Annotated in this window: 28 protein-coding genes and 4 pseudogenes; 20 read left to right on the top strand and 12 right to left on the bottom strand. The window is 30.7% G+C overall.

The window, feature by feature from the left end; translation table 11 throughout:
• Positions 1-302 precede the first annotated feature (302 nt).
• Both cadA and DIC82_19110 read right to left on the bottom strand, forming a co-directional pair.
• Positions 303-2819: a cadmium-translocating P-type ATPase gene (gene cadA / locus DIC82_19115; GenBank protein AWK52971.1), complete on the bottom strand. Its 2517-nt coding sequence runs from the start codon at positions 2817-2819 to the stop codon at positions 303-305.
• 26 nt (positions 2820-2845) lie between these two features.
• Positions 2846-3220 carry a transcriptional regulator gene (locus DIC82_19110; GenBank protein AWK52970.1) on the bottom strand — a complete coding sequence of 125 codons (375 nt, stop codon included), beginning with the start codon at positions 3218-3220 and terminating at the stop codon, positions 2846-2848.
• A gap of 735 nt (positions 3221-3955) precedes the next feature.
• Here DIC82_19110 and DIC82_19105 point away from each other — a divergent pair.
• Positions 3956-4300, top strand: coding sequence for a hypothetical protein (locus DIC82_19105; protein ID AWK52969.1), 345 nt, complete (start codon positions 3956-3958; stop codon positions 4298-4300).
• A 213-nt stretch (positions 4301-4513) separates the two neighbouring features.
• On the opposite strand, the gene DIC82_19100 is transcribed toward DIC82_19105, so the two are convergent.
• Positions 4514-5092 carry a sigma-70 family RNA polymerase sigma factor gene (locus DIC82_19100; GenBank protein ID AWK52968.1) on the bottom strand — a complete coding sequence of 193 codons (579 nt, stop codon included), beginning with the start codon at positions 5090-5092 and terminating at the stop codon, positions 4514-4516.
• 360 nt (positions 5093-5452) lie between these two features.
• On the opposite strand from DIC82_19100, the gene DIC82_19095 reads away from it, so the two are divergent.
• Positions 5453-5674, top strand: a complete 222-nt coding sequence (locus DIC82_19095) for a UviB-like protein (GenBank protein AWK52967.1) — start codon at positions 5453-5455, stop codon at positions 5672-5674.
• Positions 5675-5779: 105 nt separating this feature from the next.
• Here the strand turns inward: DIC82_19095 and DIC82_19090 are convergent, their stop codons facing one another.
• Positions 5780-6178 (bottom strand): hypothetical protein, encoded by a 399-nt coding sequence (locus DIC82_19090; GenBank protein ID AWK52966.1) that lies wholly within the window; start codon positions 6176-6178, stop codon positions 5780-5782.
• Between the two features lie 342 nt (positions 6179-6520).
• On the opposite strand from DIC82_19090, the gene DIC82_19085 reads away from it, so the two are divergent.
• The gene (locus tag DIC82_19085) at positions 6521-6754 is read left to right on the top strand and encodes a PemI (GenBank protein ID AWK52965.1); all 234 of its coding nucleotides are present in this window, start codon (positions 6521-6523) and stop codon (positions 6752-6754) included.
• A 20-nt stretch (positions 6755-6774) separates the two neighbouring features.
• On the opposite strand, the gene DIC82_19080 is transcribed toward DIC82_19085, so the two are convergent.
• Positions 6775-6855 (bottom strand): hypothetical protein, encoded by an 81-nt coding sequence (locus DIC82_19080; GenBank protein AWK53140.1) that lies wholly within the window; start codon positions 6853-6855, stop codon positions 6775-6777.
• A 278-nt stretch (positions 6856-7133) separates the two neighbouring features.
• Here DIC82_19080 and DIC82_19075 point away from each other — a divergent pair, with 278 nt between their 5' ends.
• Positions 7134-7412: a GNAT family N-acetyltransferase gene (locus DIC82_19075; protein ID AWK52964.1), complete on the top strand. Its 279-nt coding sequence runs from the start codon at positions 7134-7136 to the stop codon at positions 7410-7412.
• A gap of 125 nt (positions 7413-7537) precedes the next feature.
• On the opposite strand, the gene DIC82_19070 is transcribed toward DIC82_19075, so the two are convergent.
• Entirely contained in the window at positions 7538-8692 is a 1155-nt protein-coding gene (locus DIC82_19070; protein ID AWK52963.1) for a hypothetical protein, read from the bottom strand.
• Positions 8693-8777: 85 nt separating this feature from the next.
• Positions 8778-9128, bottom strand: coding sequence for an XRE family transcriptional regulator (locus DIC82_19065; GenBank protein AWK52962.1), 351 nt, complete (start codon positions 9126-9128; stop codon positions 8778-8780).
• 580 nt (positions 9129-9708) lie between these two features.
• Here DIC82_19065 and DIC82_19060 point away from each other — a divergent pair.
• From DIC82_19060 to DIC82_19015, 10 genes and pseudogenes are all read left to right on the top strand, one after another.
• The gene (locus DIC82_19060; protein AWK52961.1) at positions 9709-9915 is read left to right on the top strand and encodes an XRE family transcriptional regulator; all 207 of its coding nucleotides are present in this window, start codon (positions 9709-9711) and stop codon (positions 9913-9915) included.
• A gap of 26 nt (positions 9916-9941) precedes the next feature.
• On the top strand, positions 9942-10643 hold the full coding sequence (locus DIC82_19055) for a hypothetical protein (protein ID AWK52960.1): 702 nt from the start codon (positions 9942-9944) through the stop codon (positions 10641-10643).
• Between the two features lie 49 nt (positions 10644-10692).
• Positions 10693-10887 (top strand): DUF1540 domain-containing protein, encoded by a 195-nt coding sequence (locus tag DIC82_19050; protein AWK52959.1) that lies wholly within the window; start codon positions 10693-10695, stop codon positions 10885-10887.
• A gap of 45 nt (positions 10888-10932) precedes the next feature.
• A pseudogene (locus DIC82_19045) lies at positions 10933-11706 on the top strand (hypothetical protein).
• 241 nt (positions 11707-11947) lie between these two features.
• Positions 11948-12499 carry an AAA family ATPase gene (locus DIC82_19040; protein AWK53139.1) on the top strand — a complete coding sequence of 184 codons (552 nt, stop codon included), beginning with the start codon at positions 11948-11950 and terminating at the stop codon, positions 12497-12499.
• Between the two features lie 750 nt (positions 12500-13249).
• Positions 13250-15001, top strand: a complete 1752-nt coding sequence (gene ltrA, locus DIC82_19035) for a group II intron reverse transcriptase/maturase (protein AWK53138.1) — start codon at positions 13250-13252, stop codon at positions 14999-15001.
• A gap of 17 nt (positions 15002-15018) precedes the next feature.
• Positions 15019-15105, top strand: a pseudogene (locus DIC82_19030) (peptidase P60).
• 6 nt (positions 15106-15111) lie between these two features.
• Positions 15112-15279, top strand: a pseudogene (locus tag DIC82_19025) (AAA family ATPase).
• Between the two features lie 102 nt (positions 15280-15381).
• Complete coding sequence (locus DIC82_19020) at positions 15382-15711, top strand: hypothetical protein (protein AWK52958.1); 330 nt, start codon at positions 15382-15384, stop codon at positions 15709-15711.
• 153 nt (positions 15712-15864) lie between these two features.
• Complete coding sequence (locus tag DIC82_19015; GenBank protein ID AWK53137.1) at positions 15865-16209, top strand: hypothetical protein; 345 nt, start codon at positions 15865-15867, stop codon at positions 16207-16209.
• Between the two features lie 221 nt (positions 16210-16430).
• Here the strand turns inward: DIC82_19015 and DIC82_19010 are convergent, their stop codons facing one another.
• Positions 16431-16994 carry a hypothetical protein gene (locus tag DIC82_19010; protein AWK52957.1) on the bottom strand — a complete coding sequence of 188 codons (564 nt, stop codon included), beginning with the start codon at positions 16992-16994 and terminating at the stop codon, positions 16431-16433.
• A gap of 123 nt (positions 16995-17117) precedes the next feature.
• On the opposite strand from DIC82_19010, the gene DIC82_19005 reads away from it, so the two are divergent.
• Entirely contained in the window at positions 17118-18128 is a 1011-nt protein-coding gene (locus DIC82_19005) for a theronine dehydrogenase (GenBank protein AWK52956.1), read from the top strand.
• A 268-nt stretch (positions 18129-18396) separates the two neighbouring features.
• Here DIC82_19005 and DIC82_19000 read toward each other — a convergent pair whose 3' ends face one another.
• The gene (locus tag DIC82_19000; protein ID AWK52955.1) at positions 18397-19050 is read right to left on the bottom strand and encodes a flavodoxin; all 654 of its coding nucleotides are present in this window, start codon (positions 19048-19050) and stop codon (positions 18397-18399) included.
• A 145-nt stretch (positions 19051-19195) separates the two neighbouring features.
• Between DIC82_19000 and DIC82_18995 the strand changes: the two genes are divergently transcribed.
• The gene (locus DIC82_18995) at positions 19196-19573 is read left to right on the top strand and encodes a transcriptional regulator (protein ID AWK52954.1); all 378 of its coding nucleotides are present in this window, start codon (positions 19196-19198) and stop codon (positions 19571-19573) included.
• A 198-nt stretch (positions 19574-19771) separates the two neighbouring features.
• Here DIC82_18995 and DIC82_18990 read toward each other — a convergent pair whose 3' ends face one another.
• Positions 19772-20092, bottom strand: coding sequence for a hypothetical protein (locus DIC82_18990; protein ID AWK52953.1), 321 nt, complete (start codon positions 20090-20092; stop codon positions 19772-19774).
• Positions 20093-20581: 489 nt separating this feature from the next.
• On the opposite strand from DIC82_18990, the gene DIC82_18985 reads away from it, so the two are divergent.
• On the top strand, positions 20582-20827 hold the full coding sequence (locus DIC82_18985) for a hypothetical protein (protein ID AWK52952.1): 246 nt from the start codon (positions 20582-20584) through the stop codon (positions 20825-20827).
• A gap of 111 nt (positions 20828-20938) precedes the next feature.
• Here the strand turns inward: DIC82_18985 and DIC82_18980 are convergent.
• A pseudogene (locus DIC82_18980) lies at positions 20939-21133 on the bottom strand (hypothetical protein).
• Between the two features lie 187 nt (positions 21134-21320).
• Here DIC82_18980 and DIC82_18975 point away from each other — a divergent pair.
• Both DIC82_18975 and DIC82_18970 read left to right on the top strand, forming a co-directional pair.
• On the top strand, positions 21321-21767 hold the full coding sequence (locus DIC82_18975; GenBank protein AWK52951.1) for a hypothetical protein: 447 nt from the start codon (positions 21321-21323) through the stop codon (positions 21765-21767).
• A gap of 309 nt (positions 21768-22076) precedes the next feature.
• Entirely contained in the window at positions 22077-23870 is a 1794-nt protein-coding gene (locus DIC82_18970; GenBank protein AWK52950.1) for a beta-galactosidase, read from the top strand.
• A gap of 56 nt (positions 23871-23926) precedes the next feature.
• Here the strand turns inward: DIC82_18970 and DIC82_18965 are convergent, their stop codons facing one another.
• Entirely contained in the window at positions 23927-24652 is a 726-nt protein-coding gene (locus DIC82_18965; protein AWK52949.1) for a GntR family transcriptional regulator, read from the bottom strand.
• Between the two features lie 254 nt (positions 24653-24906).
• Between DIC82_18965 and DIC82_18960 the strand changes: the two genes are divergently transcribed.
• Positions 24907-25788, top strand: a complete 882-nt coding sequence (locus DIC82_18960) for a PTS mannose/fructose/sorbose transporter subunit EIIAB (protein ID AWK52948.1) — start codon at positions 24907-24909, stop codon at positions 25786-25788.
• Positions 25789-26136: the final 348 nt, after the last annotated feature.

Genomic DNA, 26136 nt, shown 5'->3' with positions numbered 1-26136 from the left:
AATCATACACATGAAATAATTCAACATGATCATAATGATGACCACCATGGTGACGAACAGTCTAGTGAACAGATGGGGAATTGTATCATAAATCTTACAAGACAGTAAAAAGTGCAGCCATAACATTATGACTGCGCTTAAGATTAGGCATATGAAAAAATGGGATTGTTGCAAAATGGTTGTTTATTAAAAACATTTGTATAAAAGATCTGCTATTTCATATGAATTATGCAAAAGGGACTGTGCATAATGAATTTTTATTCATTGTGCAACAGCCCCATTTTTTTAATTGTGCTTCATATCTATATATTTTCTGTTTTTATAGCTCTCATAGAATTTAATACTGCAAGTACAGTTACGCCAACATCACCAAATACGGCTTCCCACATAGTACCCATGCCTAATGCTATAAAAATTAATAAAATCAATTTAATACCCAAAGCAAAGAATATATTTTGCATTACTATAGTTCTTGTTTTCTTTGCTATTTTTATTGAAACAGCAATCTTTGAAGGTTCATCAGTCATTATAACTACGTCAGCAGCTTCAATTGCTGCATCAGAACCTACTCCGCCCATTGCTATACCTATATCAGCTCTAGCTAAAACTGGAGCATCATTTATTCCATCACCTACAAATACTAATTTACCTTTTGATGATTTTTCTTTATCGAGTAATTCCAACTTTTCAACCTTTTGGTCTGGTAGTAATTCAGTATAAACTTCATCTATACCTAATTGTTTTGCAACTTTTGTTCCTACTGTTTTATTATCACCTGTTAGCATTACTATTTTCTTAACTCCAATAGCTTTTAAAGCTTTTATAGCCTTTGCCGAATCATCTTTTACCTCATCTGAGATAACTATATATCCTGCATATTTTTTGTCTACAGCAATGTGAACTACTGTACCTATAGTTTCTACTTGTTCATAGAGAATATTTTCTTTATTCATTAATTTATAGTTACCAGCTAAAACTTCTTTTCCTTCAAATACAACCTTAACACCATAACCTGATATTTCTTCATAATTGCCTACTGCATTCTTAACTATTTCCTTGCCATAAGCACTTATGATAGATGTAGCTATGGGATGATTTGAGTAACTTTCCGCATATGCTGCAAAACTTATAAGTTCATCTTTTGAAATATTGTTTTGTGGTTTTACTTCTGTTACCTTAAATACACCTTTTGTAAGTGTTCCAGTTTTATCAAATACTACAATTTCAACGTTATTTAAAGCCTCAAGATAGTTTCCACCTTTAACAAGTATTCCATTTTTTGAAGCTCCACCTATGCCACCAAAGAAACCAAGAGGTATAGATACAACTAAGGCACAAGGACAAGATACTACTAAGAATGCCAATGCTCTATATGTCCACTCAGAAAATGTTGCTCCATCCATAACAAGTGGTGGTATTATAGCCAATGCTAGTGCTGAAAATACAACAATAGGTGTATAGTATCTAGCAAACTTTGTTATAAAATTCTCTGTAGGAGCCTTTTTACTACTTGCATTTTGAACTAAATCTAAGATCTTTGCAATAGTAGAATCTCCAAACTCTTTTTCTACTTCAATTGTTAGAAGTCCATTTTTATTAATAACTCCACCTAAGATATTATCGCCTACAACTACTTCTCTAGGCACTGATTCACCAGTTAAAGCTGATGTATCTACCATAGAGTTACCATCAATTACGATGCCATCTAGTGGAACTTTCTCTCCTGGTTTTACTAATATAATATCACCTACACTAACTGCTTCAGGTGATACTTTTTTTATTTCATTTCCTGTTTTCAAGTTAGCAAAATCAGGCCTTATATCCATAAGAGCTGAAATAGATTTTCTTGAATGATTAACAGCCATATCTTGGAAAAGTTCTCCTACTTGATAGAAAAGCATAACTGCTACACCTTCTGGATACTGACCAATAGCAAAAGCACCAATAGTTGCTACACTCATAAGGAAGTTTTCATCAAATACTTGACCTCTTACTATATTTTTTAATGCTCTTAATACCACTTCGCCACCAACAAGTATATAACTTATTAGATAAAGAACAAGTTCTAATGCAAATGAAAATTTAAATGCAGTAGCAATAATGAATATAGCTGCACTAATAACCAACTTAATTATTTCACCCTTATTATTTTCCTCGTCTTCTTCAGCTTTATTTATTAATAATTTAGCGTTATCTTCAGATACAATTACATTAACATCTGGTTCAATTCTTTTAACTATTTCCTTAACTGTTTCAATAATAGTATTTTGTTTAGATGGATTATCTATTTCCATAATAAGCTTCGTAGACACAAAATCCACAACAGCAGATTTTACACCATCAATGTTATTAGATTCTCTCTCTATCTTTGCAGCACAGTTACCACAACACAATCCCTGAAGTAATATTTCTTTTTTCAACAATTTGTCTGATTGCTTTTCTTTTACCTTTACATGAGCTTCTATTTTTTGAACAATATCAGTTATTGTTGCGATTAATTCTTGTGTTATACTTGATTCTCCAATTTCTAAAGTTAAAGTTTTAGTTAAAAAGTTCACATTAGCTGAATTAATTCCGTTAATCTTACTAACTTTTTCTTCTATCTTTGCAGCACAGTTAGCACAACCTAATCCTTCAAGAATAAATTCCTTTTTAATATTATTATTGCTAAATTCTCGTGGCTTTATATTAATATTACTCTTAGGTTTTATATTGATATTACCTTTGGGTTTTATATTACTCTTAGATTTTATATTAATATTGCCCTTAGGTTTTAATTTTAAATCCCCATTACTAAGATTTTTAAATTCTTTGCTCATTTGTTTGCCCTCCCCATAATGTTGATTTATTTTTTCTCAGATATATGAATTAGCCCTTGATCAAAGATTCTTTTAACATGTTCATCTTCTAAAGAATAATAAACAATTTTTCCTTCTTTTCTGTACTTTACAAGCCTTGATTGTTTCAAAACTCTTAATTGATGTGAAATAGCTGATTGAGTCATTCCAAGTAGTGCAGCTATATCGCAAACACACATTTCAGCTTGAAATAAGCCACATAGTATTTTTATCCTTGTTGAATCTCCAAATATTTTAAATAAATCAGCTAAATCATAAAGTGTTTCATCTTCAGGTATAGATGATTTAACCTTATTAATTACATCTTCATGAATTATTGTACAATTGCAACTATCAATATTAGTAATATTATTATTTTCCACACGTATCTTCCTTTCATATGAATATATGAATATCTGTTCATATGAACATTATATGTAATACCTATTTATTTTGTCAATAGAATGTTAGATTATTCTAAATTTTTTAATTATAGATACCCACGGCGAAAACTATACTTAAGTGTATGCCCGCCGAAATGAAGGTCATGCATTTGCTCCAGTTACGGAAGATTTTGATGGGTGCTTCTAAGATTACAAGTTGTACCCAAAATGCTAGCCCCAAAGGCAAGCGCTCACAGAGAAAGTTCGAAGAACGAAATGTAAAATTCCGATTCTCACTTTTTGAACAAGCATTTTGGACTATATAAAGGAAACTCGACTCACATACGTTCGCTGAGTAAGTTCAATTAACCAAATCATAGATTTGGAATTTCACTTAAGAAGCGCAGCCATCAAAATTTTCAATGTAACATTACGCAAAAGCAGGCCCCTTTATTTCTAGTTGGAGATATATTCATAGTATAAGTATAACTTAAGGGGTGGGTATCTATATAGATAACCACGAAGTAAACTTTACTTATTCCTCGGAAAATATGTAGGTAAAATCAAGCTTTATACCAATGAATAAGTAAACCTTTTGGGCTGGTTATCTATAAAAGAAAACAGATTTTCCTAAATATTTAAATATTTGTGGTTACGTAGTATATAATTAAACAAATGGATGATTGTACGAAAATGTCAAGAAAGCATTATATTTACGGAAGGAGTTGAAAGTTAATGGAAAAGTATATTTGGACAATAGTTGGCTTGGTTATGGCAGGAATATTTTTATTAATTGGAATGATATTTTTGATTCTAAAAGAAAAAGCATGTGGTCTTATATCTGGATATAATACTAAGACTAAGGAAGAAAGAGAAGAATATGATGAGGCTCGTTTGAGCAAAGATGAGCGTAGATTTTTCTTTATATATGCAATGATTTATTTGATTGGAGCAGTGTTGTCATTATTCGGTGGAGCAGTATGCTTTTGGATTGCTTTTGTTGTATGGTTTGTACTTTTCATTAAAAATGTACATTTAGATGCTGAAAAAGCATTTGGAAAATATAAAAAACGAGCATAATCTATAGTAAATTTATTGGGTGTTTTTATTAAATTGTTAAATGATGGAACTCTTGAAAATGAGTTCCATTATTATGGGCTATATTATCAACACTGTTCATTAACATAGCCTAAAATTATAATATATAAGTTATAATTTTAATTTTTTAGAAAATTAAGATACTGTTACCTAATTGATGCAGATTATTTTTTGTAACATATATATAGGATTTTATTATGCATATTTAAGTTTATTTATATATTTACTTAGTTTGTTTAAAGCAACCTTTTTCCTTTGATTAGCAGTGGAGTAGCACATGTTTTTCTTCGATGCATAAGTTCTAACTGTATTATGTTTAAAAAATACAAATTTAATAAGTTCCTTTTCTGCATCTGTTAAATTACTAATAGCAAATCTTAAATCTTCATAATCACATTTAGTGCAAAGTGAATTTTCTAAGGTGTCTTCATCTGAAGTTAGGCTATGCTCCAAATTGTCAGAAAGGCAAAGTGCCTCATGTCCTTCAGCAGAACTTCGCGTTTTAGATCTTTTAATTAAATCCTTAATGTTATTCTTAATTGCATTTGTAGCATAAGCAACAAATCTATGATTCTCCAGGTTATATAAACCAACACATTTAAAAAGTGTTCTATAACATTCATTTTGGATATCAAACTTGTCATAGCCATGAAGAAAAGTTTTTCTTGAAATGCTAATTATTAAAGGGCGAAATTCGTAGGTTAGCTCTTCTTTAGATAATGTATCACCATTTTTAGATTTAAATACTAGGCTTTCAATATATTCATAATCCATATGCAACCTCCTGTATAACTCCATTTTTTATATATTTACATATAAGGCACAATCAAAAAAATGACAAGTCCATCTGCCAGCCTATTTTCCATCATAAATGAAGCTCGACTCGCTATGCTCACTGAGTAAGCGATTCACACAAAATCATAGATTTTGGTTCTCTGCTCATCAGCAAAATACCATAATAGGCCCGCTATGATGTCACGATGAAAAATAGTCATGGCAGTTTTAGACTTGTTATTTATTTTCATGTGCCTAATATTTGAAATAAAATTACTTCCATATATAGTATATATGGTTATAGAACGTATATTCTATATATAAGTATAAATTTTGTTAGGTTATGCAAGGAGGGAGATTATGTTTGATGAATTAATAAAATCGGCTACAACTCAAGGGATTTGGGTGATATTAAGTTGTGTACTCATAGTATACATATTAAAAGCACAGGAAACTAGGGATTTAAAGCAAGAAGAAAGAGAAAGAAATTATCAAGAGATAATAAAGCAACTTACGGATAAATTAAATACTTTAGATTCAATAAATTCAACTATCAATGAAATAAAGAATAAATTTAATTAATAATTATGTTTATAAATAGATCATATAAGGCTGTAGCAAATTTGTAATTACGCAAATTTTACTACAGCCTTATATTATTTAATTATTTCTTTCATATAATTTATGCTAATTTTCTTGAGGCTTTGACAATAACTCAGCCATTATTAAACCTAAGTTATCTTTCTTTTCATTATCTCTAACATACGTTGTTTTTTTGTCATTAGCTGTAGTTATTGTAATTAATTCCTCAGAACCTTCATTTGTTACTTCAAATGACTTGATATCTTCTCTACTAAATTTTTCTGTATATAAAGTTTCAGTCAGTCCACCCCAAGTCCAATAGCCTAGAGCTTCTATATACAGATTTTCATTAGTGAGAATTAATTCAAAGTCATTTATTACTCTACCTGCAATTCCCTCTGAAATTATATTTGCAATGATGTTTACTATTACATTAGATGGTTTAATGTGTTTATGAGATTTAAATGAAAACATAATATATTCGTCAGTTGAAATATTAATCATACTTTAATCCTCCAATAATTATTTATTCTTTCAATTTCAAAAAATACTCCTCTATACAACAAATATGTTATTCCATATTTTTAATTTGTTGCTAAACATATACTTATATAAAATAATAGCATCAGATAAAAAGAAAAGAAAGAATAAAAATTAGCTATAGAATTTCTACCACATATTAAGTTCAATAAAAAAATATATATACTAAATATAAAAGATATTTGTTCGATAATACCTATATAGGGAAAAATAGCGAATAAAATAATTATACAAAGAAAAATAGCGAACATAATAATTATATAAGATAAAATAGTTGTAATAAGTCCGTTATAACAAGGAGGATATATGAAACGTAAGATCACAATTAACAAAAGTGATGATAGAGCTATAAATGGCAGATTAACTATTCCAGTAAAGTTATTACAAGAGATGGGAATAACTGAAAGGGATAGAGACGTTATTATTAATTTAGATGGTAATAAATTAATAATAGAAAAGGTAGAAGATGACAGGCGTGGTTTAGACAGAAAAATTAGCATGGATATTACACAAGAGGAAATAGAGTGTTTATTGTTGTAAATATTTTTAAAGGTGTTTATTCATGTGTATTGCAAAGCTCCACTTGTACAATAGTAAATAACGTTTGTGATTTCTTCTGGATTTGCTTTTTCAGGATTGATTCACGGACGCTTATTTGTGTTAAAAACTATTGGTAATATCCTTACAGATTAAGCTGCATGTATAAATTTTAGAGGTAAAACTAACAATAATCTTATCACTACAATATTCTTTAAATTCATCTTTTTCCACTAATTTATCATATCCTCTTAGCTAAACTCTTATAAAATTCTTCGATTTATGAACATTAAACATATTTTAAAGTATTTTTGAATAAATTAAAAATGTTAAAGTTGAGGATAGAGAAGACAGAAAATTTATATAAAAAGGAGACTTTGTTATGATTGAAATAAAAAAAGGGGATAAAAAATTTTATGTAGGAGATTCAGAGGCAAATCCAGATGCAGAGATAACATTTGTAAATATGGGTGAAAATAAAATAAGAATTGATCACACTAATGTGTCAGAAAAGTTAAAAGGACAGGGTGTAGGGAATAAGTTGGTAAAACGAGTTGTTGATTTTGCCAGAGAAGAAAATAAAAAGATAATACCACTTTGCACATTTGCTAAAGCTGAATTTGAGAAAAATAAAGAATATGAAGATGTATTATATAAATAACAGATTGTTGCAAAAGAGCATTGTGATTACACATATAAAGGGTAATCATAATTCTCTTTTGTGTTTAGGTAACACTTTTCATAAGGTTTTTATTATAGCTAGTAAAGTAGCCCTTACCTTGAATTCTAAATACTACACTGATTGTTAATAGAGTTGTAAAACATAATACCTTCTTTTCCTGATTTTTTGACTTTATACATAGCTTCATCAGCGTATTTTATCAGTTGTTTCATATTTTCTGTGTCATGTGGATATAAAGAAATACCTATACTGGCTCCAAGTGAAAGTTCTATATTCCCATATGTCCTTTTACGTGTTATGGCAGAAAGGACTCTACAACTGAAATTTTGGACTTCATGGACTTCTGATATTTCTGACATGATAATGACAAATTCATCGCCATCGATTCTAGCAACCAAATCATTTTCACGTACGGTTGCGGACACATCTTCTGCAACAGACTTAAGGACAAAATCCCCGAAATCATGCCCATAGGTGTCGTTTAATTGTTTAAATCCATTAAGATCAATGAATAACAAGGCAAACTTATGGCTGGATTTTTTTTCTATCTGAATACAATTAGATAAATGTTGCTCAAAATACAAACGATTATAAACACCTGTCAAGCAATCATGCTGTGCATTTTTTTTGTTCTCAAAACTTTCTCTAGCAAATCGCTCTTGGGCTCTAAGAATTCTGCACATGCTTATTGGAACGGAATATATAAATAGACCGCTAATGATTAAATAAATGGTTCTATAAGTTTGGCTGAGAATATCAGTTGATATCATTTGATTTACAATATAAGGATCAAAAGAGTTGTAAAACCATAAGTAGAGACCATCCATGGAAATAATAGATAATATGGAAGTCCAAATAATCAAATACTTGTCCATTCTTAGCGACCCAAGGAAAATACAGATTGGATACAGCAAAGTGGAAGCAGTTGTAGCAAGTATTAGGGCTGAATTATTGGTAGCATCTATATAATTATAAATTGTTAGCGATAACACATTTAGAAACATTGTGAAGTAACTTACCAATCCGGCAGATTTTTTTTTGAAAATGAAGAAAGTGATAAATAAATTATAAAATAGATTCACCAAAGAAAGGATTATTCCATATTTACCTGTTTCATTACCTTGGATGAAGTATATAAAGGAGCTCATAATTAAAATTATAGTGTATAAGAACCAGTTTAATTTCCAATGAATTCGTTCTCCACGCAATGATTCTGATTTGAATATGTCTTCGAATTGATCTATATATTGTTGTTTCATGATTTTTACACTCCTAGCTAACTTGCTTTTTCTTTCGTTTGCCTTATTTCAAAATGAATTCTTTATGCATTTTATGTATTCATATCTAATCATCAAAGTATTCATCAAAGGCAGATCTCAAAATTTCCATCATTTTTTCTTTGTTTTTAGGATCCATTTTCTTTCTAGCTCTTTCGATTCTTCTTATATTATCAGCTTCTATTTCAGTGACATTGATTTTATTATTAATGTCTATTTCTTTTATATCATCGGATAATAAAAAATCAACAGTAGTGTTTAGAGCATTGGCAAGTTTTATTAAAGTGTCATTACTAGCACCTTGATTATTTCCTTCTATCATTCCTATGGTAGATTGGCTTACTCCAATAGCTTCAGCTAATTTCTGTTGTGTGATTTTTACTTCATTTCTGAGCATTTTTACTTTATCACCTAACATAACGGTCACCTCTTAATGATAATTTTATCATAGTTACCGATAAAATCAATGGAGATTTTGAGAAAATAGGAGTAAATGGAATATTAAGGTATATAATTACTAAAATTATCACTATTTGATACAGAACACATGTTTGCTTTTATCGGTATTGTTGATAAAATATAGTTATGTTAAGACAAACTAATCAGTAAGAGAAAAAATCAATTGATTAAGATAAACAAGTAATTAGAAGGAAAGTTAGTGAAATAGGACCAACAGGTAATTAAGAGGAAAGTTAGTAAAATAGTGAGCAGGTAATTAAGAAAAAAGTTAGTAAAACAGGACAGACAGGTAATTAAGAGAAAAGTTAGAAAGTGAGACAAGCTGGTAATTAAGTGTAAGAAAATCAACGAGTTAAGAAATGCAATCACTAATGTAGGAATTAATTAATACAAGCAGATAATTAAGAGAAAAAATCAATTGATTAATATAAAACAGTTACTCAGAGAAAAAATAATTATTTAATAGAAACAAGTCTTTAATCACAATCAAAAAAATAACAAGTCTTTAAAAAAATTTTAATTTGAAGGGGATTGAAAAAATGAAATTAACACCAATAAAGCTAAGACGATTAAATGCAGGTTTTCAAAGTGAAGAGGTTATAGAAGCACTGAAGATAAGTAAAAGTACATTTTATAAATTAGAGCAAGGTTGGACAAATCCTTCACCTGCGTTAATAAAAAGACTTGCTGATACTTATAAATGTTCTACAGATGAAATATTTAAAGATTTAAAGATAAAAGGGTAAAGGAGGACAAGCTTACGAATACACTAATAAAAATAACAGACCAAGGGTTAGTCAGTGCAAAGGAATTATATTTAGGATTAGGTCTTCGTGAAAAAAATTGGGCAAGGTGGTATCCAACTAATATAGAAAAGAGTGAGTTTTTTAAGAAGGATATTGATTGGATAGGGGTTTTAGACACTGAGGAAGGTATTCCTCATAGTGAGGAAAACCTAAAAGGTGGCAGGCCAACCATAGATTTTGCCATAAGTTTGGAATTTGCAAAACATATAACAATGATGGCTAGAACAGAAAAATCATATGAGTATAGAAATTACTTTATTGAATGTGAAAAATTAGTTAGTGAGCAAGCTAAATTATTATCTCCAAGAGAACAATTAAAAATTCAATTAGATATTTTAGAAGAGCAAGATAAGAAAATAGAAGGTGTAGCAAAGAAAGTTGATGATTTAAAGGAGAATATGCCGCTTTTTAATATTGAATGCAAGGAGCTTCAATCTTTAGTTAAAAAGGTAGGAATAAAAGTGCTTTGTGGGTATAGAAGTTCAGCTTATAATGACAATTCCTTAAGAGGCAAAGTTTATGCGGATATTCAACATCAACTTAAAAGAGAATTTGGTGTTGAACGCTATCAATCTATAAAGCGATGTCAATTAGAAACTGCTAGAAAAATAATTGAGGAATATAAAGCACCAACTATTTTAATAAATGAAATAAATAGATATATTTAAGTTTTCAGATTTGATTAAAAAGAATGCCACATAAAAGGAGGAATTTAAGTTGTTAGTTAAATGTAGTTGGAAAACTTGTAGATTTTATAAGGAGAAAATGTGCAAAGCAGATGTTATAGAACTTAAAAGCTTTGATTATGAAGAAGATAATGAAGAATTAGAGGGCTTGAAATGTAGTGCTTATAAGTATGATTATTTTTGGATGTGTGAGAAAGGGCGGGAAGTTGATTCAGTTAACAGTTAATAGGAAAATTATTAATTGTTAATTTAAAAGTAGGAGTTGAGTGAGATGAATGAAGGGTGGTTTAAGATTTATAGATGTTTATTTAAAAAAGCTATTTGGTTAAATTCAACACCTGAGCAGAAAGTTATCCTAATTACTTTTCTAGGCATGGCAAATCATGAAGGAAAAGAGTGGGAGTGGAATGGCAAACAATTTAAAGCAGAAGCAGGTCAATTTGTTGCAAGTGCTAATTCAATAATGAGCAAATCTGGAATAGGAATTTCTAGGCAAAACGTAAGAACTGCGTTAACGAAATTCAAAAAATATGATTTTTTAACCTATGAATCAACCAAGACAGGAATACTTGTAAGTATAGTGAATTGGGGACTTTATCAAGGTGGAAAAGCTATAGTTAACCAATCTGACAACCCTAAAGTAACCAATGTGTCACCAATACGTAACCAATCTCTAACCACTAATAAGAATGATAAGAATTTTGAGAATGAAAAGAAGTTTATATATATAAATGAATTTACTCAAAATAAATTGTTAGTGGAAACCATAATAGACTTTATAAAAATGAGAGCTGAAATTAAAAAACCAATGACAGATAGAGCAGTGCAATTAATGCTTAATAAATTGAAAAATCTATCTTATGAGGAAAAAACACAAATTAAGATTTTAGAAAATAGCATAGAAAATTGTTGGCAAGGAATATTTCCATTAAGGGAAGATAATAAGGAGATATTCTCATGGAAGGAGGGCACAAATGGAAGCTTTGGAGAGAATACTGGAAAAGGTCAAAAGAAATTCAATGTCAAAATACCAAAGTGGGAGCCAAATGCAGAGTGGGCAAGTGAATCAAGTGGTACATGTGGAAATGGTAAAGGAAATGGGGTGGATGGGAGAAGTAAAACAAGTGGGTCAGATGGACAAGCAACAAACGCAGGTCGAGATGGGGAATCAGCAGATACAAGTAGAGATTGGAAATCAATCGATACAGGTGGACAGGCTGCTGAAAGAAAGTTTGACTATGGGCAATCAACAAATTCAAGTGGATATGGCAATGCAACTGCAAAAGATGAGCCTTTTTAAATGTGAATTATGCAAAGATACAGGATATATTATTAAACAACAAGTTAATGCACAACCATTAATGACACCATGTAAATGTTTAGAAAATGAGAAGGTAAAAAGATTATGGAGAAATAGTGGGATAAATACAGATAATTTAGATAAGGCATTTAGTAATTTTGAGGAATGGTCAAATAAATCTAAAGAAATGAAATTTAAAGCTATAGATTATTATAAAAGTTTCAGCAATATAAGAGGTGAGAGAAGAAATTCAATTTTACTTTGTGGTAATCCAGGTTCAGGCAAAACTCATATTGCTTTAGCCCTTGCAAATAATTTTTTAAAGAAAGATATAAGAGTTGTTTATATGTCTTATAGAGATGTGGTTACAAGCCTTAAACAAAACATGATTGATGAAGAATATTACAAAAAAACACTAAGCAAGTACCAAACCTGTGAAATTTTATTACTTGATGATTTGTACAAAGGGAAAGTTAATGAAACTGATGTCAACATAATGTTTGGTGTGACTTGTTGCTATTTGAAAAGAATAGCCTAATTTAGCTAATTAAATTTAGGAAGTTAGAACTGTTACTGCGATAGATGGAATGATAGAGTAACGTCTTGAAACGTCTACACTAATACTCCGAATAGCGTTTAATAAAGTAAATTATTAAGGGTTATAAGCTCGGTGAAGTCGGCTGAGAGTACATCCTAACAAGTAAAGTTGAGGAATAGCGAACTAGAGGTAGTCGAGTGTATGATAGGTCGGGTGTCTATAAAATATCTATGGTTAGAATGTTATTAAAAAACTGACAAAGCTGAGAATGTACGGGTCTAAATGATGAGTATTCAGAAATGAATATGTCACCTAAGAAGTGAAGTGTGTGTGGACTAGTAAGATTCGAACATATGAAAATCCATATAGTGTTAAAGGCATTATCAAGCACACAGGCTTATATCAGCGACCTAAGGATATATGTAAAGATAGTAGTAACGGAACAAGGGAAGCTTGGAATATGGAGGCTTTACTGCCTGTGAAATAGTATTAAGGAAAAGTTACTTAGCTATAACTTAATTTAATCCAAGTGAAAGTGGTGGCATGAAGCCGAGATGAATATTGTAATGATATTCTAGCAATAGCCACTAGACAATTTGTTATTTGATAATTAAATACTGAATAATTCAAGGTTCTTGTAAGACTAAGAGATATGAAACTGAGACTATTTAAATAGAGAAGGAAGTAATAGACTTGAAGGAAAGCAAAACACTAAAGAAAAGAGCAATAAGGCATAATGAATATTACAGTATGCAAAATATTTTAGACGCATTATATAAGGAAAGTAAAAATAATTGCAGATTTATAAATCTTATGGAAATAATAATATCCGAAATGAATATCTTACTGGCATATAGAAACATTAAAAGAAACCATGGTTCAAGAACCGTAGGGACTGATAATCTTAATATAGAATTCTTCGAGAAAATGAATAGTTCTGAAATGGTTAAGTATATTCAAAGAAGATTTAATTCCTATACTCCCAAAAGTGTAAGAAGAGTATACATTTCGAAAGATAACTATAAAACAAGACCACTTGGAATACCTTGTATAGCTGATAGGCTAATGCAGCAATGTATTAAACAAGTATTAGAACCGATTTGCGAAGCTAAATTTCACAAGCATAGTTATGGATTTAGACCTAACAGGTCAACGAAACATGCTATAGCAAGATGTATGTTTTTAATGAATAAAAGCAACTTTCATTATGCAGTTGACATTGATATTAAAGGCTTCTTTGATAATGTTAATCATAGTAAATTGAAGAAACAAATATGGAATTTAGGAATACAAGATAAAAATCTAATTAGCATAATTGGTAAGATATTAAAGTCGGAGATACAGGGAGAAGGAATACCAACGAAAGGAACTCCACAAGGTGGTATAATTAGTCCTTTATTTTCTAATATAGTTCTAAATGAGCTCGACTGGTGGATAAGTAATCAATGGGAAACATTTGAAACAAAACACCAATATAGTGATACAAATAAATATCGAGCTATCAAGAAATCTAAACTAAAAGAAGTATTTTTAGTAAGATACGCAGATGATTTTAAAATTTTATGTAAGAATTATAAAACTGCTCAGAAAATATATAATGCAACAAGGTTATGGCTAAAGGAACGATTAGATTTAGATGTAAGTCCTGAAAAATCTAAAGTAACTAATTTAAGAAAAAATTATACAGAATTTTTAGGATTTAAACTTATGGCCAAGCCCAAGAAGAATAAATATGTATGTCAAAGTCACATGAGTGACAAAGCAATTGCTAAAGTAACTAGGAAAATTAAAGAACAAATAAAAATAATTCAAAAGTGTCCAAATGGTGCGACCGTAAATAAACTTAATTCTATTATATTGGGAGTTCATAACTATTATAAAACAGCTACTAATATAAGTTTGGATATGAGCAAGATTAATTTCTTAGTTTTAAAGAGCCTAGATATTAGATGCAGAACGATGATAAAAGATAAACCTAAATATACAGATACGTATATGGAATTATATGGTAAATACAAAGGCAAAGTCAGAACAATTGCAAGTATAACTATATATCCTATATATGGGTGTACTACATCCCCGCCGATGAATTTTATTCAAGGAATATGCAATTATACTGAAAATGGAAGAACTTTAGTGCACACAAAGCTTAAGGGGTACAATCATTTAATTGAACATCTCTTAAAAACCTGTGATTCTAGTGAAAATGCTGAATACTTTGATAATAGAATTTCACTTATAGTAGGTCAACTAGGACGATGTGGAGTAACAGGTTTACCACTAGAAATATATAGTATGGAATGCCATCATAAACAGTCTAAAGCCTTAGGTGGTGTAGACAAATATGATAATTTAATATGGGTTTCATATGAAATCCATAAGTTAATCCATTCAACAAAACAAGACACAATAAATAAATATTTAGGGAAAATATCATTGAACAGGAAGCAATTTAGAAAGCTTAATTCTTTAAGATTGCAAGTAGGAAATTCAGTAATTTAATTTAATAAAATAACAAAATGTTGGAACGCCGTATGAAGCGAAAGTTTCACGTCCGGTGTGAAGTGGGGGAAAAGTTGGAGATAACATCAAATTCTTACCTATCATGATAACTCGTAAATTACAGATATTTAAATCACTTACCAATAATAGTTTCAACAGAGTTTACCGTTGAAAAATTATTGAGCTTTGATGAAGCAATAGGAAGCAGAATATATGAAATGTCTAAAAATTTCATAGTTCAAATTGAAGGTACAGAAAACAACTATAGACTTAGATGAAAACTGAAATTTGGTGTATATCAGCCGAAATAAGGGGCATGCATTTGCTCCGGTTACTGAGGATTTAGCTGTGAATTTCTAGCAGCAAAAGTTGCACCATTTATGCATGCTCCCAATACAAGGAAACTCGACTCACATACGTTCGCTGAGGAAGTTCGAGAAACCAAATACAAGATTTGGACTCTCACTTCAAATGGAACAACTTCTACTGAAGAAATGTCTACAGCTAAATCCTCTGAGGTAACACTACTCAAAAGCATGCCCCTTATTTCTGATTTGGATATAGACGCAAAGTGTAGTGCTATTTTGAAGTGGGGATCTATAGAAGTTCGACTAATCTATATATGCGAAAATATGGATGGGGGGATTTTGGATTCAGGTGAAAGTAATTATATGAAGGCATTAGGGGATTTTGAATATCAATTAATATGAAGAGGTGAGGAAGTTGTGAATGAGAAGCAAGAATTTAATGCTGGTCATATGAACTTGCAATGTTATAGAAAAACTAAAGGATCAAGCGAACTAAAATTTTATATTAACGTTATAAAGAAAATTTTAAAGAGTAGAGAGGAAGGAAGAGAAATTATGAATTCACAAGGAGTTATGGGAAGCTTAAATTCTTGTATCCATGCATTAAATAAAGGAAATGCTGAGCTTAAGATATTAGGATTAAAGAAAGCACAAGCAGAAAAGGCTTATAGGGTAAAACAAGCAGAGGAAATATTAAAACTTAAAACAGAAAAGCATCCAGCAACTTTAATAATGGAAATTGTAAAAGGAAATGAAGATGTTGCAGAATTAAGATTACAAAGAGACATAGCAGAAAGTGCTTACCATAATTGTATAAGTGCAATAGATAATTTAAGAGTAGAAATAGATGCAATAAAGTCAAAGTTAAACTGGCTTCGTGTACAATTGGAAAATTGGTAAATGTTTTTAGTTTGCATATATTTAAGGAATGAGCCTAATTTAGAATATGTAGATTTGACGAAGTAAAATGTTCTTTGAAAATTCAATTATGTGATATTTACAAAAATGTTATAATCAAGAGCTAACTTCATATTAGCCTATATAAATCAACTTTCTTATATAACTTAAATAAGACGAATAATTTGCAAGTGAAGTTTATTCATCTTAAATTCGCTAAATTATTAAAAGTCAAATCCGTAAGAAATACACTTTAAAATGATTTCAGAAAGTTCTTCTGGTGATTCATTGAAATCATTATCTACCCAGCGCTTTAGCATCATTGTGAAGCCCGCTTGAATATAGACAAAGAAGTACATCATTTCACTTTCAGATTTAAAGCCTTTCTTTTGACAATATGGTTTAATAATTTCGTTTAACAATGTCTCAAAGCCTTGTTCGATAGGAAAACTTTTACGAGTTTGCAGACGTACACGATAAAAGTTTTTATACTGATATATAAATTTTAAAAATATAGTAATATATTTAGTACTAAGAAAACTTGCTTTTGAAATTCCTGTATTTTCATATAGAGTGATAAGTTTATTATGCATATTTAGTTCTGTTTTGTCTATTAAATCATAAACATCTAAATAATGTGAATAAAATGTTGAACGGTTTATCTTAGCTGAGGTACATATTTCTTGAACGGTAATTTTATTGAAATCTTTATTTTCTAACAATTCTAATAAAGTTCGCTGTATTTTTAATTCGGTATTTTGAAATCTCTCATTATTTTTTATATTCATTTTCGTTCTCCTATTTATTATTACAACATATGTAGTAATAATGATGGTTGTTTCTCAATGTTAATCATAATATACTATATTTACATTAACGAAACAAGTGTTGAAGTAAAGGAGATGTTAATTATGAGAGCAGCTATTTATAATGGTCAGAAAAATATTGGATTGATAGAGATGGAAATGCCATTAGCTGGTGATAATGATATTATTGTTAAGAATATATATTCAAGTATTTGTGGTACAGATGTGGCTGTTTATTTCCATGGTCCAGGCACTGGACATAAAATTACTGTCGGTGGCGAGTTTGGTCACGAAATGGTTTCAGAAGTAGTGCAAGTAGGTAAAAATGTGAAAAATATCAAAGTGGGCGATAGAGTATATCCATATCCTCTTCTTGCTAAAGGTGATCCTAAGCGTGCTGGTACTATAGGCGGATTTTCAGAATATATGTTAATTCCAAATGCTGAGTTAAATAAACAAGTGTATGCGGTAAGTAATAAAATTTCTTCAAAAGAAGCCAGTTTAATTGAGCCATTTACAGTAGGTTGTCGTGCAGCACGTAGAGCAAATCCGAAACAGGGAGAAAATGCGATTGTATTTGGAGCAGGAACTATAGGTATTGCCACTGCGATTGCATTAAAATATTTTGGGTGTAACAAGGTTATGATATGTGACTTCTCTGATTTAAGATTAGAAAAAGCAAAGGGGCTTGGTATGGAAGTTTGTAATAATAGCAGGGAAGATCTAAAATCTAAAGCAATACAATACTTTGGTGAAGCTCCTTCCTTAAATGGAGCAACAGCAGATGTAGACATATATATTGACGCAGCTGGCGCAGCTTCTATCCTAGAACTGTATCAAGAGATTGGTAAGTTTGAATGTAGAATGGTGGTTGTTGCAGTTCTGGCTGGCAAGAGACTAGTAGATATTCTAGCTATGACTTTTGCTCAACATGCATTGATTGGTAGTGGTGGATATAAGCCAGAAGATGTGAATGATGTTATGGCTATTATGGAAAGTGGCAAATGGGATATAGAATCTATCATAACTCATGAATTCCCTTGGGAACAACTTTCACGTGCTATTGAAGCCGCTGGAGATGTAGATCACGCATTAAATGTAGTTATTAAATACTAAGATTTTGAATATTACTAAGTTAAATCTATAAATTAAAATTTGAAATTTGAATAAAGACATCGGAAATAAAATTATAAAAGTGAATAATAAATTGAAATATCACATTGTTGAATGTGATATTTTTTGCGTCATACTATTTAAAAACGTAATAGTAAAATATTACGTCTTATAGATAATATCAATACCTACTTTATCTAAATATATAACTCCATTGAAATATTAAATTAATCAGAATATTTCAATGGAGTTATTAACTTTAGTTAATATACTAGTTTATTAAATTTGCACCTAGTTCAAATGCTTTTTGACAATCTAAAGGAAATTGAATTTTTCTATGTGCTGCTTTTGCTTCTTCAGAAAAGGCAGTAGATTTATATTTTGAGTAATCATCAAATTGGTAAGTGTTATTTGAATACATAACTAATGGTTTTGTAAGTATACGGCCAAGAGTAGATTCAAATTTATTAAATGTTGAAAGATATCCGATTTTATCCATAAACTCTTCTGGAGCATTCATTGTATAAATGAATGCTGTTGGCATCTTCTTTGGAGCAATTGTAGAGTAGGTCTCATCATACACCAAATAAGGGAATAATAGTCTTTCTAAAAATGATTGTAATTGACCTGTTATAGTACCAAAATATATTGGAGAACCAAAAATAAGCCCATCAGCTTGAGATAACTTTTCTAAAACTTCTTGAATATCGTCTTTTACAGCGCATTTTCCATAACTTTTACTTCCAAGTCTTTTGCAGGCAAAGCAGCTTTTACAGCCAGTATAGTTTAAATCATATAAATTAATGATTTCTGTTTCGATTTCTTTATCTTTTGCAGCTTCTTTTACTCCATCTAAAGCTTTTTGAAGCAATGTAGCTGTATTTTTATTTTTTCTTGGACTTCCATTAATAGCATAAACTTTCATAGTAATACTCCTTGTATTTCTTTATATTTTGCATTTATGATCTTATGTTATAATTATATATCATAAAGTTAGAAATACATAAGTACGCAGTTTTTTCTGTGTTAGTATGAAAAAGTATACTATTGAATTTAAAGGAGTTGTAATTATGGATAATGATACGCATTCCAATGTAGAATTTCCTAGTGATGATAAATATGAGACACAATGCCCCCTTATATACGCGTTAGATCTCATCGGGAAAAAGTGGAAGATACCTATTATGTGGTATTTATTTGAAAATAAATTCACTAGATATAATGAATTAAAACGAAAAGTTAAAGGCATAACAAATATGATGCTTACAAAGTCATTAAAAGAATTAGAAGAACATAATCTTATTGTTAGAATCCAATATGAAACGATTCCCCCTAAAGTTGAATATTCTCTAACAGAAAGAGGCAAAGCACTACTTCCTGCATTGAATGAATTGTCTATATGGGGCGAAGAACAACTTAAACTTGATAAATCTAAATCTGATTTTTAAACACTTGTCATTTAACAAATTCGCTTCGCTCATTAATACCCCAGGGAGTTTTGTGAAGGAAGAATGACTGAACTTGTTGTATGTTGTACTTAAGTATATATTTTTTATGATATTAGATTAAAGAATATTGTGAGGTGTTCGAATACTGCAGAGTTGCTCGAAGTATTCGAACTTTATTAGTATAAGAACTTTTAAGTTTTAAGGAGAAAAAACTAGCTCACCTCGACCAACGATTACAATTTTGTAGTTATATTTAATAGGTAGAAGAATGTGTTCTTGTGAATTAGGTTCTAAACGAACAGCTTGTTGTGTACGTTGTTTATCGTCGAAAATAATTATATAACCATCATAACTAGGAGAAATATTTTCAACACAATACTTAACATTTTCCATTATATTTAAATCCTTTGCGTAATAAAATCCTTCGGAAAAGGATTTATGAGTGGCTACCGTAGTCACTGTATTTATAGTAAATGATAGAAATAAAAAAATAAAAAATATATAAGCAAATTTTTTCATTAGTATAACCACCCTTCATAGTTTTATTGAATATAAATTAATGTCCTAATATTAATTATTATGTGAAGAATGAAAGAATATATTCTCCAATATAAGAAAATGTAAGAAGGAAAAGATATGCTTTTCTTACCAAATGAAAAATAGGCTATTGAAAAATTGAGTGTAGTTTAATAACGATGGAAACTATTGTAATACAGTTGTAATGGGAAGATTATTAAATAAATAGACGTTAACAACTAAAATATAATATTCTATAATTGTGCACAACAGTAGTGTATGACACCGCAAGATGTTTTCGGACAGGGATTCGATTTATGAAAAATAGAGTTGTAAACGTATTATTTGTAGTTGCTCAAATTGAAATTTTTATTTTAAGAAGTTATATAGTAAGTTATAATTAAAATAAAAAGTGATAAGAATTTGTAGTATAAAATAGAAATGTAAATAAAGAATAAGATTCTAGTATTTAATATAAAGGAGCTGATTCAAATGAAATGGCAGGAAGTTAGAGAAATGTATCCAAATCAATTTATTAAATTTGAAATCGTAGAATACCATGAAGATGACAAAACTAAATATGTTGATGAAGTTGCAGTGATAAAAGCAATAAAAGATGGCAGAGAAGCTATGAAGGAATTTACAAAATGCAAAAATGGTCAACTAGTGTATAGCACAGAAAAGGAAAGCATTGTTATAGAGAAAATTAAACATATTGGAATTAGAAGGAGTATATAATGAAAACAAAAATATTTGCTAACAAGCTCTGTTGTTAAAGTGTATGGAGCTTAAGGAGTGGAGTAACTTGCTTGCAGACATTTAGAAAATATAAATAAATATTGAGTAAATTTAGTTGTAACGTATTCCTAAAGAAAGATTTTTAGCACAGGGTTTATTTATGGTATAGTGATGACGGAAATACAAAATATTAGCTGAATTTGATAGTCCATTAATTTGTTTTTCTAACCTAATCAGCAAATAGGCAGATACAGCAACGGCAAAACTATTATTAACCATCAAATTAATCAGTTCATATTATTCAATTTAATAATGATTAAGCCATTAAATTCCAAATGCTATGTTCATTTTTACTGAGATGATATAATGACATTAAGAAAAATCATAAGAAATGATTAGTTTTATACACTAGTTAAAAGATATAGGTTGACGATATGGAAATATGTAATAACACTACATTAAGATAAACAATCATTTGAAGGGGCTGATTTAATTGTTTAATGCTGAATTACTTAGCGATTTAATAAAACAAGCACAAGGAGATATTTCATTAAATAATTTTGCAAGAGAATGTAAAATAAGCTCCAGCACTTTATCAAGAATTATTAATATGATGAATTTTTGTGCACCATCACCAAGTACATTACAAAAAATTGTAGCTTGTGCGCGTAATGGAGTTACATATGATGAACTTATGAAAGCAGCAGGATATATAGCTTTAAATGAAAATGTAAAAGCTAGAGCAGAAGCAGAAAATTACATTTTATCAGTAAGAGATGAAAAAGAGGTTGTTAAAATATTTGATGATCTAAAAAAATATCTGTTAACCACTGATGGACTTATGCTCTCTGGTGATCCACTCTCTGAGGATGCAATTGAAAGTTTAGTCGAAACTTTATCTTATGGTATTCGTATAGCAAAAATTATAAATGGAAAGTAGCAAGTTCAGTCGTATCTCCTTCACAAAAACCCCAGGTGGTATTTGTGAAGGAAGAATGACTGAACTTGCTTACTTTCTGAATTGATTTGGATGAACATCTGTTTCGGGTCTTGATTAAATCATTTTCAACTTTAGCGGGAATTATGCCCAGATTAGGAATGAGAAGACACTCAATTTTGAGAATTTTTATAAAAGTCTTGATATATTTAATAAATCAGCTATAATGGGTATAACTTAATATGTTAACTTGTAAAATTTAAAGACGAGTTTTGCTTTCCGAAAAAGGTGAAACACAGAAGGAAAATTAGAATGAATACATTTGAAATAAAAGAAGATTTTTTAGTGAATGGCAAAAAAACAAAACTTATCAGCGGAGCGATCCATTACTTCCGCTTAACAGAAAAGCAATGGGAAGACAGTCTTTACAATCTAAAAGCTTTAGGTGCTAATGCGGTTGAAACTTACATCCCTTGGAATATTCATGAACCTTTTGAAGGTGAATTTGATTTTTCTGGGATGAAAAATGTAGAAGGTTTTATCCAAAAAGCCGCTGAATTTGGGTTAATGGTTATCTTGCGTCCATCTGTTTATATTTGTGCAGAATGGGAATTTGGAGGATTGCCAGCTTGGTTGTTAAATTCGCCAGGTATGCGTGTAAGATCGACTTGTCCTTTATTTATGGAAAAAGTGAGAAACTACCTTTGTCATTTGATTCCTAAGTTAGTTCCTTATCAAGCGACAAATGATGGACCTATTATTATGATGCAAATTGAAAATGAGTATGGGTCTTATGGAATGGAAAAAAATTATCTATATCAAACTAAAATCATAATGGAAGAGTTAGGCGTGGATGTGCCTTTATTCACAGCGGATGGAGCAGACCCTGAATTCTTAGACGCAGGCACTTTGATTGATGAAGATGTATTTGTTACTGGTAATTTTGGCTCACGTTCAAAAGAAAATGTTCGACACTTGCAAAACTTTTTTGATCAGCACGGTAAAAAATGGCCGATTATGTGTATGGAGTTTTGGGACGGTTGGTTTAATCGTTGGGGTGAAGAAATTATCCGTCGCGATGCAGAAGACTTAGCTAAAGACGTTAAAGAAATGCTTGAATTAGGGTCTATTAACTTTTACATGTTTCATGGTGGAACCAATTTTGGCTTTTATAATGGGTGTTCTGTGCGTGGAGTGAAAGATTTACCACAAATCACGAGCTATGATTACGATGCCTTGTTAGATGAAGCAGGAAATCCAACACCGAAGTATTTTGCTGTTCAAAAAGTCATCAAAGAAGTTTGTCCAGATGTTTGGCAGGCTGAACCACGTAGCAAGACGTTCGGTCACTATGGCAAAGCTCAAGTAAAAGCAGCTGTTTCTTTATTTGAGACTCTAGCTGATATAGCAGAGGTTCAAGAATCTGTTTATCCACTTACTATGGAAGAAATGGGAAGTGGTTTAGGTTACAGTTTATATGAGGTTGAAATTAAAAACTATCATCGTGAAAATAAGTTCAAGCTTATAGGAGCAAGTGATCGTGCTCAAGTCTTCTTGGATAATGTGCCTTATGCGACAGTCAACCAAGAAGAAGTAGCAGACTTTGGCATGGTAAAAGGTTGCTCCAATAAAGAAACACTTGATGTGAAGGTGTTAATCGAAAACACCGGACGAGCGAATTATGGCTACAAGCTGATGATGCACACTCAGCGAAAAGGGATTCGTGAGGGCATTATGCACAACATGAATTATCAACTTGGCTATAAACAATTTGCGCTTGATATGAGTAAAGAGCAATTGGAAAAAGTGGACTATTCAAAAAAATTTGTAGCAGGGCACCCCACCTTTTATAAGTTTGAAATTGAAGTGTCTACTGTTGCAGACACCTATATCGACTGTTCGAAATTTGGTAAAGGGTTTGTGGCAGTTGACGGTGTAAACTTAGGCCGTTATTGGAATATCGGACCAGTTGGAAGTCTATACTGTCCAAAAGAATTCTTAAAAGAAGGCGTTAACGAAATTGTTGTCTTTGAAACAGAAGGCGTATTGATTGAGTCAATTGAACTAACAAATCAACCAGTATATATATCTATTTGTATTAAGTAAAAAATGTAAATTCCATCTATCTGACTACTCTTTATATAAAAACAAAGGTTGAGCCATTATTGTCCCAACCTTTGTTTTTTATGCTCTACTTCAATTTTAATCTTATAAAACTTCCAATGCTTATAAGAAACGGTGTATTCTGCGACTTCGTTAGAATCCAAGTAGGTCGTCTTAATTTGTTCGACAACAGGTTCTCTGAAACTTAAGCGCAGTTGGTTTAGAATTGAAGGATCATCTGGGAATATGATGTCATTCGTTTCAACAGAGGACTGATTGAACAAATTAACGCCAGAATCTAAGTGCACACGTTCGGACACACTTGAGAACGCCTCTAAATTTTCCAAATTGGTTTGAATGAGTTTTCTCGGTAAATGAGAATGGTGAATTAAAAAAGGAACATCATTCGCATAACGAACACGTGTGACGGTCACGTAACTATCCTTTGCTGTTAAATTCAATTCTTTCAAAATAGTAGGGTCATTTTCTTCGATTACAGAAAGTACTTCAACATGTTCAGAATCCACAGAATGATTTTCTATATCCGAAAATTTAACATTTGTGCTTACTTTAGCTTTAGAAACAAATGTTCCTTTTCCTTGAATACGGAAAAGATATCCTTCAAGAGTAAGTTCATTCAACGCTTTAACAACCGTAATTGAACTTACTGAGTAACGATTTTTCAACTCTGCTTCAGAGTAAAACTTTTCCCCTGGAATAAATTTATGATCTTTAATCTCTTGTAGAAGGTCTTGTTTGATCATTTCATATTTTGGAATTGCCATATTAGCATCCTCCTTCATTTAAATTTCGGATTAATATACAAATATATTAACATAAACATTTTCATTATGGGGATAAAAATTATCAAATGCAGGAGGAAAATGATTAAATTAAAATTTAATGGGAATTTATAATAAGAATTTATTAAGTTTTTTTAATATATTTCATAAAATACTTGTAACTTAATTAGGATTGCTTTATACTATACTTAACAGGTTAACATGTTAAGTATATAAGTTCATTAGGAGGAATGAGAGTGAAAGAGATAGTTTTGATCAGTCATGGCGACATGGCGCAGGGAGTAAAAATGAGTTTGGAAATGATTGTTGGGCAAACAGAAAACGTTTATGTGGTTTCACTTCGACCAGAAGGTGATAATATCCAATTTGAAAATGATTTGAGAGCAAAAATAGAAACATTATCGGGTAACAAATTGATCATCGCTGATTTGCTTGGGGGCACACCTTGCAATGTAGCTTTGAAATTATACAGCAAGGCAGAAGATGTAGAAATTATGGCAGGTCTGAATTTACCTCTCACCCTTGAAGCTTACACCAATGGTGCAAATGCGAGTGAGTTAGCAAAGCTTGCCCAAAATTCTATAGTAGATGTCAAAGAAACAATGAACCAAACCGCCTCTAAATCTAAAGTAAAGACAAATAGTGATTTATCCATTTACCAAGACTATGCAAATAAAGCTAACATAGTAAACACACGTATTGATGAACGATTGATTCACGGACAAGTGGCTGGCTTTTGGACGACTAATCTTAATGCTCAACGCATTATTGTTGCTAATGACGAGGCTGCATCCGATGACTTACAAAGAAGTTCGTTAAGAATGGCAGCAAATTCAACCATCCGTTTATCTATCCTCCCTGTTGAAGAAGCAGCAAAAAATATTCAAGCTGGGAAATATGGCAAACAACGCATTTTCTTGCTATTCAAAAATCCAACAGACGTGAAACGTTACTTGGATGCGGGAGGGAACATAGAAACTGTAACCATTGGAAATATGAGCTTTAAAGAAGGCAGTCGTGAAGTAATTAAAAATATTAATGTACTCCCAAATGAAGTAGCAAGTTCAGTCGTATCTCCTTCACAAAAACCCCCGGGGGTATTTGTGAAGGAAGAATGACTGAACTTGCTCCTACAAATTGACCATAGTGGTTTTCTTTTGCAATGTCTATTCCTAAGATTAAAGTATTTGGAACCATTATTATATTATTCATTTAAGTTAACCTCCTGATATAAATACTTTGTTGTCTTTGCAATCGACACAATATATTTATATCAGTTTTTTTATTTTTCACAAAGTCTAAAACTCTTTATTACAGGAATACTTGTATGAGAGCACCGAAAAATAAAAGTATAACCCCATACCACCAGGCACTTTCTGAATGCGTTCTAGAACACTCATTATTAATCTTTTCCCATACCATTATAAATTTAATTATTTTAGATAACGTTATTAATGCTGATAATA

This window comes from Clostridium beijerinckii (assembly GCA_003129525.1).
GTDB classification, from domain to species: domain Bacteria; phylum Bacillota; class Clostridia; order Clostridiales; family Clostridiaceae; genus Clostridium; species Clostridium beijerinckii_D.
This window is presented reverse-complemented; position numbering and strand designations above follow the sequence as displayed.